Source organism: Bradyrhizobium sp. AUGA SZCCT0182, from assembly GCF_018130185.1.
GTDB lineage: Bacteria > Pseudomonadota > Alphaproteobacteria > Rhizobiales > Xanthobacteraceae > Bradyrhizobium.
In genome coordinates this window covers 1-13,256 of sequence record NZ_JAFCLY010000062.1, presented here as the reverse complement: position 1 = coordinate 13,256, position 13,256 = coordinate 1, and the positions used below count along the sequence as shown (strand labels likewise).

Sequence of the window (13,256 nt, the reverse complement as noted above, 5' to 3'; positions counted from 1 at the left end):
GGCGCTAACGGCTTTGCATCGACGCAACAAAGCGTTATTTTCCAGCCTTGGTTATGCCGATGATCCCACATAATGGGCCAGAGCCGAACCGGAGCAAATCGCCATGTCGATGCAGAATGTGGCCTCCCCCGCGATCACCCTTACACCGCCGAAGCGTAATTCACTCAAGCACATACCTGGCGACGAAGGCTGGCCGGTGATCGGAAAGACGCTGGAGGTCCTCGCCGATCCCAAAGGGCAGGTCGAGCGGATGCACGCCAAATTTGGCCCGGTCTATCGCAGCCACGTGTTCGGCGAGACCAGCATCAACCTGCTCGGCCCCGAGGCCAACGAACTGCTGCTGTTCGACCAGGCCAAGCAATTTTCCTCGACCCATGGCTGGGGCATGATCCTTGGCCGGCTGTTTCCGCGCGGGCTGATGCTGCTGGACTTCGAGGAACATCGTTTGCACCGCCGTGCGCTGTCGGTTGCGTTCAAGTCGGGACCGATGAAATCCTACCTCACTGATCTCGACCGCGGCATTGCCGTGCGCGTCAAGCAATGGAAGGCGCAACCCGGCGAGATGCTGGTCTATCCCGCGATGAAGCAGCTCACGCTCGATCTGGCGGCAACATCGTTTCTCGGCGCCGAGATCGGTCCCGAGGTGGACGAGATCACGCGCGCCTTCGTCGACATGGTGGCGGCGGCCGTGGCGCCGATCCGATACCCGCTGCCGTTCACGCAGATGGGCCGCGGCGTCGCGGGGCGCAAGCGGATCGTCGCCTATTTCTCCGAACAAATTCCGATCCGCCGCGCGCGCGGCGGCGCCGACGATTTGTTCTCGCAGCTTTGCCAGGCCACCCATGAGGACGGCGCGCTGCTGTCGACCCAGGACGTCATCGATCATATGAGTTTCCTGATGATGGCGGCGCATGACACGCTAACGTCGTCGTTGACCTCCTTTGTCGGCGAGCTTGCCGCGCATCCAGAATGGCAGGCGCGGCTGCGCGAGGAAGTCAAAGGGCTCGGCATCGAGGCCAACGACCCCTCCAGCATCGACAATCTTGAGAAAATGCCGCTGAGCGAGATGGCCTTCAAGGAGGCGTTGCGGCTGAAGCCGCCGGTACCCTCGATGCCGCGCCGCGCCGTCCGCGATTTCACCTTCAAGGGCTATGCGATCCCGGCCGGCACCCTGGTCGGCGTCAATCCGCTGTTCACCCATCACATGGCCGAGATCTGGCCCGATCCGGACAAATTCGATCCGATGCGTTTCACCGACGAGGCGCAGCGCAACCGTCATCGCTTCGCCTGGGTGCCGTTCGGCGGCGGCGCGCATATGTGCCTCGGGCTGCATTTTGCCTATATGCAGGCGAAATGCTTTGCACGGCATTTCCTGCAGAATCTCAGTGTCTCGCTGGAGCCCGGCTACAAGCCGGACTGGCAGATGTGGCCGATCCCAAAACCGCGGGACGGACTGAAGGTCGTGCTGAAGGCAGTGTGACAGAGGAATGCGTAGGGTGGGCAAAGGCGCACTTCGCGCCGTGCCCACCATCTATCCGAGGCCGTTGGCAGAATGGTGGGCACGCTTCGCTTTGCCCACCCTACGATCTACGATCCCCAGCTACTCCACAAACGTCGTGAGCTGCGCGCCTTCATCGGCGACGAATACCGCGATCAATTCCGCGGGCTCTGTCATGCTGGCATTGGCCGAAACCAGGTGCACGGCTCCGGGCGGTTCGAAGAACGACTGGCCCACCTTGAACGTCTCGACGACGCCGCCGGCAAGCTGCGAGCGGATTTCGCCCTTGGTGACATAGGCGGTGACGGAGCCGGCATGCCGGTGCGCGCGGGTGAACCCGCCGGGCCCGTAGAACACGCGCACGATCGTCACCCTCTTGCCCGGCACGTTCGGGAGCGCGTAGGAGCCGATCGGCTCGACGGTATCGAGCGGCGAGCCTGCGGCCGCAGCGTTCGAACAAAGCGGCTCGATAATCGCCGAGATCGCATCCATCGTGGAGGGCAAGGTCTTCCCGATCACGAAGGCGCAGGCGAGCCCGGCGATCACGGCGAGATAAAACGGCCGCCCTTGGGGGCTGGCGGGTGACAAACCAAGTGTTGCAGACATTTCTTCTTCTCCTTCCACTATCTCGTCGTCATTGCCTGCAACAAACGCAAAGCGTTTGTGCAAGAGAGCGCAGCGAAGCAATCCATGGCGCAACGAAGGAAGAATGGATTGCTTCGCTGCGCTCGCAATGACGGTTAACTCCCCATACCTATCCCTGATCGAATGCCTTGCGCAGCGCGACATAGCCCTGCTGCTGCTGGGTCCAGTTGCGGCCGCCGGTGATGGCGCCGTCGACAACGAGATCGTGGCCGTTGATGAAAGAGGATTCGTCGCTGGCGAGGAACACCGCGGCATGCGCGATATCCGCTGGCAATCCGGCGCGCGGGATCGGCTGCGCGGTCTTGTAGACCTCACGCATCACGCTCGGGGTCTTTTCGGCGGCTTCCACCGAAAGGCCCAGCGCCTTGCCGAAGATGCCGGTCGCGATTGCACCCGGCGAGATCGAATTGACGCGGATGTTGGATTCGCCGAGCTCCATCGCCGTGCATTTGGTGAGGTGGATGACGGCGGCCTTGGCCGCGCCGTAGACCATCGATGACGAGAAGCCGGCAAGCCGCCCTGCGATACTGCCATTGTTGATGATGCTGCCGGAGCCTTGCTTGCGCATCTGGGGTGCTGCGTGCTTCATGCCGAGCATCACGCTGCGCACCAGCGTCGCCATCGCCGCATCGAAGCGATCGACCTCAAGGCCTTCGATGCCGCCGGTCTGGGCCGGACCGCCGGCGTTGTTGAACAGACAATCGATCCTGCCGAACTTTTCCACGCAAAGCCCGATCAGCGCCTTCATCTGCTCCTCGACCGTGACATCGGTCTGACGAAAGATGCAGATAGCGCCGAGTTTCTTGGCCAGCGCCTCGCCCTCCGGCGCGCGGCGCCCGGCGATGACGATCTTCGCGCCTTCGGCGACGAAAATTTCCGCCGTATGCAGTCCGATGCCGCTGGTCGCGCCCGTGATCACCGCGACCTTGCCGTCCAGCCGTCCCATTTCACCATCCCCTTTGCGAAACCTGAGAAATCCTAGTTGATGATCGCGGACTGGACCATGGTCCGGAACTGATTGCGCAGCATGATCCGCACGCCGTCATCGACCTGCACCATGTAGATCGCGATCAATTGCTCCTTGGGATCGATCCAGAACAGCGTGCCGGCGTTGCCGGCCCAGCCATATTCCCCGAGCGAGCCCGGCAAGGCGGCATCCCCGACGCTGGTCCGAACCTCGAAGCCGAGGCCAAAACCCAGCCCCGGCGGCCGGCCCGGCCGCGCCAAAGTATGATCCGCCGTCATGAAATCGACGGTCTTGTTGCCGAGCAGGCGCTTGCCGGCGAATTCGCCGCTATCGGCGAGCATGATCGCAAAGCGCAGGTAGTCGTCCATCGTGCTGGTGAGGCCGCCGCCGCCGGATTCGAAACGGGGCTTTTGCGCTACGTCGAAGCGTGGCGTCATCGGCGGCGATTCGGGCATTTGCCAGGGCTGGGCGGCGCGATTGAGCTTGTCGGACGGCACAGAGAAGCCCGTGTCGGTCATGCCGAGCGGCGTCAGAATGCGCTCGTTCAGGAATTCGCCCAGCGTCTTGCCCGAGACGACTTCGACCACGCGCCCCAGCACGTCGGTCGACACCCCGTATTCCCAGCGCTCGCCGGGGGAGAACCGCAGCGGCAGCTTCGATAATTTCGCGACAAACTCCTCATTGCTGGCATCACGGCCGCCGATCCTGGCCTCGACATAGGCCGCATTGATCAGCGATTTGCCGCGCGCGCCGTAGATCAGCCCGGAGGTGTGCCGCAACAGGTCCTGCACCGTCATCTCGCGGGCGGGATCGGTCAATTGCAGCACCGGCTTGCCGTTCTCGGTGGTCTCATTGCCCACCTTCATGCGGCCGATTTCCGGAATAAATTTCGATACGGGGTCGCTGACCTGCATCTTTCCCTCCTCGACCAGCATCATGGCCGCGACCGAGACGATCGGCTTGGTCATGGAATAGATGCGGAAGATCGAGTCCGGTCGCATCGGGTCTTTCGCCGCGCGGTCGCGGAAACCCATAGTCTTGTGCCAAGCGATCTTGCCGCGCCGCGCCACCAGCATCACGGCGCCCGGCACCAGCCCGGTTTCGACGTATTTCTGGGTCACCGCCTCGATGCGCGCCAGCTGGCTGGAGGACAGGCCGACGTCTTCGGGCGTCACAGCCATGGGGAGCACCGGGTCCGCCCAACTGTTCCCGGTGGCCGCAAGGACAAAGAGGGCCGATGCGCCGAACGCGCGAATGAGACGGTTCATCCATTCCTCCCGTTTTTGTTGATGCCAATATTCCCGCCCGCCGGGAACAACGCAAGCGAGCTTATCGCGCTGACATCGCCATGGCAGGACCGCCTCGTCGTTGCCGGCGGGCTCGATATCCCCGATTTCCGTTAGGGTCGGCCTTATTTTGGATTCGCTGATCACGTGAAGTGACAACACCGATGACGAAATTGATCGACGAGTTCAGGCATGGCTGGCAGGGAATTTCCCAGCCCTCACCGCTATTCAGCACCGCCTTTGCGGTCTGTTGCCTCGTTTTGGCGACCCTGGCGCGGTGGGGACTGGCCCAGATCCGCCCCGACGTATTCTTCACGCCGTATTTTCCGGCCGTGTTCTTTGCCACCGCCTTTGGCGGCTACCGGATCGGGATCGCAACGGCGCTCGCCGGCGGCGCGCTTGGCGTCGCCGTCAATTTCAGCGACGCCGTGGCCGATTCCGCCCGCCTGGCGCTGCTGCTGATTTTCTGGGCGGTCTGCGGCATCACGATATGGGGTGTCGAGCACTACCGGACCATCGTCGCGCAACAGCGGCAGATCGCCAAGCGCCTGACCGAGGAAGAGGAATACCGCAAGCTGATCGTCGACGAGCTGCAGCACCGGCTGAAGAACAAGACATCGACGATTCACGCCGTTCTGCACCAGGTCTTGCATGATGAACCGCAGGTCTGGAACAGCATCGATCACCGGATCCGCGCGCTGTCGGCAACCGACGATCTGATCGCACGGGTCGATGGCAGCGGCTGTGATATCAAGGACTTGCTGCGCTCCGAACTCGGGCCTTACGGCCATGTCCGATTCAACCTGAACGGCGATCCGCTATTCCTTCCGGCCAAGCTGGCGGTCAGCCTGGCGCTGATTTTCCACGAATTGGCCACCAATGCCGGGAAGTACGGCGCGTTTTCCGCTGCGAATGGCATGTTGCAGGTGTCGTGGACGGTGTCAGACGACAAACTCAATGTGGCTTGGCTCAAGATCACCTGGGACGAAACCGAGGGACCTGCGGTTGAAAAAATCGGAGCGCCGGGCTTCGGCACCAAGCTGTTACAATCGGCACTCCGCTCGTTCGACGGCAAGACCGAAGTCAGTTTCCTGAAGACCGGCGTTCATTGCACGATGCAGTGTCGCATCCCCGCAAGCTGAACGCGGTTGCACAACCTGAAGGCACAATTCGCAATTATCGCACGCGGCCGCATTCCGAATTGAGATTCTGTTAATGACGATTGCGGCCGCGTGGTCCGAAAGCGCCAACTTCTAGGAGTGTCGCGGTTTTTCACAGTTCCACTTAACCAAAATTAGAAGGGACTTTGGCAAGCTCCGCTGCATGCATAGTCCCTATAAACATGACCTTCAGGCGGCAGCGACTGGCGCCGGTAACGAAGGCGCTTTTGGTACCGAATTGAGCATTCTGCGGGATGTCCTCAGATTGCTTCCGACCGGCGTGACGGTTCAGGACGAGCAAGGCGAGTTCCTGCTGGTGAACGACGCCGCCGCGGCGTTACTGCAGATGGCCGCGGCCGCGCCTGCGCCCTCGCAATTGAGCGATCGCCAGGAGACCTGTCTCGATTTGCTCCGCAGCGGCCACGCGGCCACACTGGAAGAGGCCGTGACCTCCGGTCCGGCCAAGCACGTATTTCTCACCTCACACCGGCCGATCCAGATCGCCGGACGCAATTTGCTGGTCTCGAGTTCCGCCGATATCACCGAACAAAAGGCGTTCGAGGATTCGTTGTTCCGCTCGGCCTATTATGACGAACTAACGGGATTGCCGACCCGGCGGGTGATCGAACACCGCGTCAACACGCTGCTCGCGCGCGACAGCGCCCAAGGCAATTTGCAACAAGGCAATTTGCAACAAGGCAATGTCCACGGCCACTTCGCGCTCGCGTTTCTCGACGTCGATAATTTCAAGCACATCAACGACTATTACGGCCACGCGATCGGCGACGCCTTGCTGGTCGAAATGGCCAAGCGGCTGGGCATGGATTTGCGCGAATCCGACATCCTATCGCGGATCAGCGGCGACGAGTTCATGCTGCTGCTCAATCCGGTCCAGAGCGAGAGCGAAGTCGCCGAATACATCCATTTCATGCTGCAACGGCTGAAGGCGCCGTTCTTCATCGACGAATCGGAGATATTCGCTTCGACGTCGATCGGCGTCAGCCTTTATCCCGAGCACGGCAAGACCTACGACACGCTGCGCCAAAATGCCGATATCGCGATGTACCGCGTCAAGAACGGAGCCAAGGGCGGGGCAGCGTTCTTCGACTCCAGCATGGAACGCGAGGCGCTGGCGCGGATGAAGGTCGAACAATCGCTGCGGCTGGCAATCCTGGAAAAGCGCTTCTGCTGTGCGTTCCAGACCAAGGTCGACATCCGCACCAAGGCCGTCAAGGGCATCGAAGCGCTGGTGCGGCTCAGGGACGATGAGGGCGTGATTCAGGCCCCCGGCACCTTCATCAAGCTCGCCGTCGAACTGGGGTTGATCGACGAACTGACCCATCTGGTGCTGGCGGAGATCGTCAAGTCGATCGACCTGATCAACGAGACCTTCGGTCCCGATACCACGATCAGCATCAACGTCGCGGCCAAGCAGGCCGGCAATCCCGAATTCATGCGGCCGTTCGCGCAGGCGCTGGAGGCGACCGGATTTCCGAAGCGCTTCATGATCGAGGTGACCGAAGACGCTTTCGTCACCAAGACGCATTTCCAGGATGAAATCCTGCCGATCTTCCGCAAGCTCGGCGTCGGCATCTCGATCGACGATTTCGGCATCGGCTATTCGTCGCTGTCGGCGCTGGCCGACATCACCGCCGACGAAATCAAGATCGATCGTTCCTTCATCACCGACATCCATCTGCGGCCGCGCAGCCAGGGCATTTTGCGGGCGATCGAATCGCTGAGCGAAGCGCTCGGCATGACCGTGATCGCCGAAGGCCTCGAAACCTTCGAGGAACTGGCCTATCTGCAGGCCGCGACCAAGATCCGCTATGCGCAGGGCTATTACTTCTCCAAGCCGATCTTCCTGGAAGATCTCAGGCCGGCCGCACCGCTCGCCAGCGAAACGCGCGCCAGCCTGTCGAGCCGCCCGGCACAGGAAACCCGCCCGGCCTTTTCCCGCGCCAGCGGCTATCGCCGCTGAGGCAGCTTAGCGTCCGCGCATCGCCCCCGCCGACCCCAATCCCGAAAGTTGTAAAAGTAGACAGATACCACCTTGCGCACCACGCAGCCGGCCATGCGCGCAGTGCGGCCGCAAACGGTGCCTAGAGGGCTGGATTAAACCTTAGGTAACCGGATTTCCTAACGGCTTATGACATGAGCGCATCGTATGTAGTTCCCGGGGAGAAGGGGGAATGCGCGTTCTGTTTCGCGACCTGAAAAGCATGGTGTCCCGAGCCGCGGCGGCCAGTCGGCGTCTCGGCACGACGATCCGTGGTCCGGTGCTGTGGCTGACCGTTTGCGGGGCCCTGCTGGTTGCGGCGATTTTTGCCGGCACGATCATGATGGTCGCGGAATTCCGCGAGCGCGCGCTGGCTAACAGCGAACGCGAATTGCAAAACACCGTACTGCTGCTCACCCGTCACTTCGACCAGCAATTCGAGGACTCCGACACCATCGCCGCCGACGTGATAGCGCGGTTGCACATTCCCGGCATCGCTTCGCCGCAGGCGTTCCGGAAATTGATGTCGAGTTTGGAAGCTCACGAAATCCTCAGATCCAAAGCCGGCGTCCTGTCCTATCTCGGCGACATTTCGATCTATGACGCCGACGGCAACATCATCAATTGGTCGCGGCCGTTACCGACGCCGGCCCTCAACATCTCCGAACGCGCCTACTTCAAGTCCTTCAAATTCAATCCGCAATCACCTTCGATCCAGACCGAGGCGCTTCGCAGCCTTGTCAGCGGCAGTCTGAACACGGTCGTTGCCCATCGGCTGACCGGCGAAGATGGTGTCTTTCTCGGCGTGATGACGCGGCGCATCGATCCTTCCAATTACGTGAAGTTCTTTGCTTCCGTCGCGATCGGAGCGGACGCCGCCGTTTCGATGTTTCACGCCGACGGCACCCTGCTGGCGCGACATCCGCGCGCCGAACACCTGGTCGGACAAAATTTCAAATCGGCGCCGCTGCTGCAGCGTGTCCTGACGCAGGGCGGTCAGCAGACGCTGCGCGTCAAAAGCCCGATCGACAGCAGGGAACGGCTCGGGTCCGCGGCCCAGTTGAGCCGCTTCCCGATCATCGTCATCGCGACCAATTCGATGACCGCCGCGCTGGCCGATTGGGAGGCCCAGACCAGGTTCCTGGTCAGCGCCGCCATCTTGTCGGCATCGACGATCGCGTTGATCCTGTTCCTCATCATCCGGCAGATGACCCGGCAGAGCAAAGAGGCGCAGCAACGGCTGGAATCGCAACGGCACCGGCTCGACACCGCGCTCAACAACATGATCCAGGGCCTGGTGATGTACGACGCCTCCGCGTGCATCGTCACCGTCAACCAGCGCTACATCGACATGTTCAACCTGTCGCCGGACATCGTAAAGCCCGGCTGTCATTTCTCCGACCTGATCCAGCACCGCAGGGACAAGGGAGCCTTTAGCGGCGACGTCAAGGAATTCTGTTCCGGCGTTTTGCGGAATATCGCACGGGGTGAGGCCGACCACAGCATGATGCAGTGCCCGGACGGGCGAAGCTTCCTGGCCATCAGCCGGCCGCTGGCGCATGGCTGCTGGATCGCCACCATCGAAGATGTCACCGAGCGTCGCAAACTCGAGCAGGAACGCGACCGCAACCATGCTTTCCTGAGCCAGATCATCGATCACATCCCCTCGCAGATCACCGTGAAGGGCGCCCGGGATCGCCGCTACCTTCTGGCCAACCGCGTGGCCGAAACTCAATTCGGCATTTCCCGCGACAGCATCATCGGCAAAACCGCCTTCGACATATTTCCGCAAGCATCCGCCGACATCGTCACGGCCGACGACGACAAGGCGCTGCGATCCGCCGACGGCCTGTTCAAGGACGAGCATCTCTGGGAAACCCAGGCGATGGGCCGTCGCTACATCACCTCCAGACGGCTCGGAATTCGCAATCAGGCCGGCGAGCCCAGCTACATCGTCCATGTCGTCGAGGATGTTACCGAGCGTCGCCGCGCCGATGAAAAGATCGCCCATCTCGCGCATTACGACGCGCTGACCGACTTGCCGAACCGGGTGTTGTTCCGCGAACAGATCGAGCGCGAGTTGCAGAAGGCCGTCGGCGGCGAACAATTCGCGCTGCTCTATATCGATATCGACGAATTCAAGGGCATCAACGACTCGCTCGGGCATCATGTCGGCGACGAACTGTTGAAGGCCGTCGCCTCCCGTATCAAGGACTGCCTCAAGCCGACCGATCTGATTGCGCGGCTCGGCGGCGACGAATTCGCCGTAATCCAGACCGCGGCCGGCGACCGCGACGACGTCGTCGAATTCGTGACGCGGATCCAGGAGGCGATCCGGCAACCCCATCATTGCCTCGGCCATCAACTCTCGACCGACGCCAGCATCGGCATCGCGCTGGCGCCGCAGGACGGCACCGATCTCGACCAGCTGATCAAGAGCGCCGATCTGGCGATGTACGGCGCCAAGGCCGAAGGCCGCCGCACCCATCGTTTCTTCGAGCCGGTCATGGATGCCCGCGCCAAGGCGCGGCTGACCATGGAGCAGGACCTGCGGCAGGCGATGGTCGATCGCGGTTTCGAAATTCACTATCAGCCGCTGCTCGACCTCGGCAGCAACGAGGTGGTGGGCTGCGAGGCGCTGCTGCGCTGGCGCCACCCCGGACGCGGCATGGTCTCGCCGGCGGAATTCATCCCGCTGGCGGAAGATATCGGCCTGATCAACGAGCTCGGCGATTGGGTGCTGCAGACGGCGTGCATCGAGGCCGCCAGCTGGCCGGCCCATGTGCGACTCGCCGTCAACGTCTCGCCAGTCCAGTTGAGATCCCAGACACTCGCACTTCGGATCATGGGCGCACTTGCCACCTCCCGCCTGCCGCCAGATCGGCTGGAAATCGAAATCACCGAGGCGGTCCTGATCCATGACGACGAGACCGCGCTGGCGATCCTGCATCAGCTCCGCGCCATCGGCGTGCGCATCGCGCTCGACGATTTCGGCACCGGCTTCTCCTCGCTGAGCTATCTGAAGCGCTTCCCGTTCGACAAGATCAAGATCGACCGCTGCTTCGTCAGCGACATCGAGGTCGACGGCTCGGAGACGATCGTGCAGGCGGTGGTGAACATTGCGACTTCGCGCAACATGATCACGACCGCCGAGGGCGTCGAAACCGAACAGCAGAAGGCCTTGCTGAAGAGGCTCGGCTGCACCCAGATGCAGGGCTACCTGTTCAGTGCCCCCAAGCCGGCTGCCGAGGTGCGGCGGTTGATCGGCGTTGGCAGCGAAGCCGCGCTCGCCTCGGCCTGACCCGCGATGTCGACCCGCGCGGCCCTACGCAGCCCAGCGACCCCGATTGTTCTCGGCGAGGATGGGGCGGATCATCCGGCCGAAACGCTCGGCCTCCTCGTCGTGCAAATAGCCGGACAGGCAGAACGAATGGCAGCCAGCATCGATGAATTGCTGCAGCGTATCCGCGCATTGCGCGGGATTGCCGACGACGGCGATGCCGGCACCCGGGCGAACCTTGGTGATGCCGGTCCATAGATGCGGCAGCAGCAGGTCGCCATGGTCGCGGGCAAGCTGCTGCACGCGCAGGTTCGCCTCTGACTTGTTGTAGAGCGTCTTCATCTCCTGCTTCTGCCGGTCGGTGGCGTGACGCACCAGCTGATCGGCGGCCTCCCAGGCGTCCGCTTCGTTTTCACGGCAGATCACCTGCAGCCGCATGCCGAATCCGATGTCGTTCTCGCGGTCATGGGCACGGGCCATCTGCCTGATCTCGGCGATGTTTCCGGCGATCCGTTCCGGCAGGTCGCCCCAGAACAGATGCACGTCGGAATGTTTCGCCGACAATTCCCAGGCCTGGCGCGAGCCGCCGCCGAGATAGAATTTTGGAAATGGCTGCTGCAAGGGACGCGGCCTGATATGCGCGCCCGACAGTTTGTGGAACTTGCCTTCGAACGTCACCGGGCCGCGCGTGGTCCACAGCGCCTTGAGGATCGAGACCTCCTCCTCCATCAGCGCGTAGCGCTCCTCCTTGGCGTAACGCACGCCCTCGCCTTCGACCTCGCTCTCGTTCTGGCCGGCAATCAGATTGATGCAGATGCGGCCGCCCGACATCTGGTCGAAGGTCGAGATCATCTTGGCCAGCAGCACCGGATTGATGTAGCCGGGCCTTGCTGCAATCAGCGGCTTGATCGTCCGCGACCGCGCCGCCATGAACGCGCCCGTGATCCATGCCTCCCAGCACACCGAGCCCACCGGTATCAGCAAATATTCGAATCCGGCCGCTTCCGCCGCCTGCACCACGCGATCACAGAGTTCAGGGGAACCTGCGACCTGCGCCTCCATCAGCCCATAGGCCGTGGTGTCGCCGTGCGTGGGCAGATACCAGCCGAATTCGAGCGGACGCATCGACGCTTCTCCCTAAAGGACGCCTGTTGTTCGGATCGTATTGGAAAGCAGTTTAGCGCCTGAACGGCCTGCGGCAATCGAGTTCCGGATGCCGACGCGCACAAGCCAATTCCTGCCGCAGCGGGCTTTTTGAGTTTCAATGGCGTCCCCGGCACGGTAGAGATGGGCCATGTCACCGGTCTCGCTACTTCTGAATATTGTCTGGATCGTGCTTGGCGGCGCGTGGATGGCATTCGGCTGGCTGGTGGCCGCCGTGATCATGGCCATCACCATCATCGGCCTGCCCTGGGCACGGGCGGCGTTCAATATCGCGGCCTACACGCTGTTTCCGTTCGGGTTCAGGGCGGTGTCGCGCGACCTCTATACCGGTGAGGAGGATATCGGCACCGGGCCGCTCGGCGTCGTCGGCAACATCATCTGGCTGGTGCTGGCGGGATGGTGGCTGGCGCTCGCGCATGTCGTCACGGCGATCGTGCTGGCCGTGACCATCATCGGCATTCCCTTCGCCTGGGCACACCTCAAACTCGCCGGCATCGCGCTATGGCCGATCGGCAAGATCATCGTTCCGGCGTAACGATCTCTTCGATCGATCCGGCGCGGTGCAAAACTGAGCCTAGGCTGCCGTCTCGGCCGGCGGCTTCAGCCGCTCGAATTCATCGTCGCTGATCTCGGTCTGGGCGACCAGCACGCTGCAGCGCAGCCGCTTGACCAGATAGCTGCCGACGGAACCGAACCACCGCGCCAGCGGCCCTTGCGGGCGATGCCCGACGACCACGAGATGCGCGCCGATTTCCTCGGCCACTTCCGCGATCTTTTGCCCGGCATCTCCCACCTCCAGCCGCGAGGTCGGCGTAAAGCCCACCGCCTTCAGCCGCTCCGTGCCTTCGGCCAGGATCGCCTTGTAGTCTTCGGTTTGCAGTTCGATCGGAATGGTGAGCCCGGCCTCCGGCGTCATGATCGAGGAAACCTCGACAACCGCCAGCAGGAAGACCTCGGCACGGCACATTTGCGCGAGCTTGGCGCCCTCCCGCAGGGCGCGCCGGCCCTCAACAGACCCGTCATAGGCCAGAAGAACCTTCTTATACATCGGACGTCCCCATCGATGGTCGAGAAGATCAACAAACCAAGACTAGCACCAATCCGGCAGAACGGATCAGATTTTTGACGGGGATGAGGCCCGCCGTCCTGCCACCTTCGTATTGCCGGGCGCCTCAAGGTGCCCCAAAGGCCGTTGCCGATGCCAGACCAATCGGCTAAATGAAGCCCCACTGCACCCGTAGCTCAGCTGGATAGAGC

At 62.3% G+C, this 13,256-nt stretch carries 10 protein-coding genes; 5 read left to right on the top strand and 5 right to left on the bottom strand.

Going from position 1 to position 13,256, the window contains the following annotated elements:
- Nucleotides 1-103 precede the first annotated feature (103 nt).
- Nucleotides 104-1,480 (top strand): cytochrome P450, encoded by a 1,377-nt coding sequence (locus JQ611_RS38060; protein ID WP_212391480.1) that lies wholly within the window; start codon nucleotides 104-106, stop codon nucleotides 1,478-1,480.
- Between the two features lie 120 nt (nucleotides 1,481-1,600).
- On the opposite strand, the gene JQ611_RS38055 is transcribed toward JQ611_RS38060, so the two are convergent.
- The 3 genes from JQ611_RS38055 to JQ611_RS38045 all read right to left on the bottom strand — a co-directional run bounded on the left by JQ611_RS38055 (nucleotide 1,601) and on the right by JQ611_RS38045 (nucleotide 4,378).
- Nucleotides 1,601-2,104, bottom strand: a complete 504-nt coding sequence (locus JQ611_RS38055) for a cupin domain-containing protein (RefSeq protein WP_212268716.1) — start codon at nucleotides 2,102-2,104, stop codon at nucleotides 1,601-1,603.
- A gap of 148 nt (nucleotides 2,105-2,252) precedes the next feature.
- Complete coding sequence (locus JQ611_RS38050; protein WP_212268715.1) at nucleotides 2,253-3,089, bottom strand: SDR family NAD(P)-dependent oxidoreductase; 837 nt, start codon at nucleotides 3,087-3,089, stop codon at nucleotides 2,253-2,255.
- Between the two features lie 32 nt (nucleotides 3,090-3,121).
- Nucleotides 3,122-4,378, bottom strand: coding sequence for a serine hydrolase (locus tag JQ611_RS38045; protein WP_212468353.1), 1,257 nt, complete (start codon nucleotides 4,376-4,378; stop codon nucleotides 3,122-3,124).
- A 182-nt stretch (nucleotides 4,379-4,560) separates the two neighbouring features.
- Here JQ611_RS38045 and JQ611_RS38040 point away from each other — a divergent pair, with 182 nt between their 5' ends.
- The 3 genes from JQ611_RS38040 to JQ611_RS38030 all read left to right on the top strand — a co-directional run bounded on the left by JQ611_RS38040 (nucleotide 4,561) and on the right by JQ611_RS38030 (nucleotide 10,856).
- The gene (locus JQ611_RS38040; RefSeq protein ID WP_212468352.1) at nucleotides 4,561-5,538 is read left to right on the top strand and encodes a sensor histidine kinase; all 978 of its coding nucleotides are present in this window, start codon (nucleotides 4,561-4,563) and stop codon (nucleotides 5,536-5,538) included.
- A gap of 181 nt (nucleotides 5,539-5,719) precedes the next feature.
- On the top strand, nucleotides 5,720-7,537 hold the full coding sequence (locus tag JQ611_RS38035) for a bifunctional diguanylate cyclase/phosphodiesterase (RefSeq protein ID WP_212468351.1): 1,818 nt from the start codon (nucleotides 5,720-5,722) through the stop codon (nucleotides 7,535-7,537).
- A 211-nt stretch (nucleotides 7,538-7,748) separates the two neighbouring features.
- Complete coding sequence (locus JQ611_RS38030) at nucleotides 7,749-10,856, top strand: EAL domain-containing protein (RefSeq protein ID WP_212468350.1); 3,108 nt, start codon at nucleotides 7,749-7,751, stop codon at nucleotides 10,854-10,856.
- Between the two features lie 24 nt (nucleotides 10,857-10,880).
- Here JQ611_RS38030 and JQ611_RS38025 read toward each other — a convergent pair whose 3' ends face one another.
- Complete coding sequence (locus tag JQ611_RS38025; protein ID WP_212468349.1) at nucleotides 10,881-11,960, bottom strand: LLM class flavin-dependent oxidoreductase; 1,080 nt, start codon at nucleotides 11,958-11,960, stop codon at nucleotides 10,881-10,883.
- Nucleotides 11,961-12,129: 169 nt separating this feature from the next.
- Between JQ611_RS38025 and JQ611_RS38020 the strand changes: the two genes are divergently transcribed.
- Entirely contained in the window at nucleotides 12,130-12,534 is a 405-nt protein-coding gene (locus JQ611_RS38020) for a YccF domain-containing protein (RefSeq protein ID WP_212268709.1), read from the top strand.
- Between the two features lie 39 nt (nucleotides 12,535-12,573).
- On the opposite strand, the gene JQ611_RS38015 is transcribed toward JQ611_RS38020, so the two are convergent.
- Entirely contained in the window at nucleotides 12,574-13,047 is a 474-nt protein-coding gene (locus tag JQ611_RS38015) for a universal stress protein (protein ID WP_192736345.1), read from the bottom strand.
- Nucleotides 13,048-13,256: the final 209 nt, after the last annotated feature.

What these genes read in the sequence shown, in the direction of transcription:
- JQ611_RS38050 (WP_212268715.1), bottom strand. Translation starts at nt 3,089, where the DNA reads ATGGGACGGCTGGACGGCAAGGTCGCGGTGATCACGGGCGCGACCAGC.
- JQ611_RS38030 (WP_212468350.1), top strand. Translation starts at nt 7,749, where the DNA reads ATGCGCGTTCTGTTTCGCGACCTGAAAAGCATGGTGTCCCGAGCCGCG.
- JQ611_RS38055 (WP_212268716.1), bottom strand. Translation starts at nt 2,104, where the DNA reads ATGTCTGCAACACTTGGTTTGTCACCCGCCAGCCCCCAAGGGCGGCCG.
- JQ611_RS38040 (WP_212468352.1), top strand. Translation starts at nt 4,561, where the DNA reads ATGACGAAATTGATCGACGAGTTCAGGCATGGCTGGCAGGGAATTTCC.
- JQ611_RS38060 (WP_212391480.1), top strand. Translation starts at nt 104, where the DNA reads ATGTCGATGCAGAATGTGGCCTCCCCCGCGATCACCCTTACACCGCCG.
- JQ611_RS38025 (WP_212468349.1), bottom strand. Translation starts at nt 11,960, where the DNA reads ATGCGTCCGCTCGAATTCGGCTGGTATCTGCCCACGCACGGCGACACC.
- JQ611_RS38015 (WP_192736345.1), bottom strand. Translation starts at nt 13,047, where the DNA reads ATGTATAAGAAGGTTCTTCTGGCCTATGACGGGTCTGTTGAGGGCCGG.
- JQ611_RS38035 (WP_212468351.1), top strand. Translation starts at nt 5,720, where the DNA reads ATGCATAGTCCCTATAAACATGACCTTCAGGCGGCAGCGACTGGCGCC.
- JQ611_RS38045 (WP_212468353.1), bottom strand. Translation starts at nt 4,378, where the DNA reads ATGAACCGTCTCATTCGCGCGTTCGGCGCATCGGCCCTCTTTGTCCTT.
- JQ611_RS38020 (WP_212268709.1), top strand. Translation starts at nt 12,130, where the DNA reads ATGTCACCGGTCTCGCTACTTCTGAATATTGTCTGGATCGTGCTTGGC.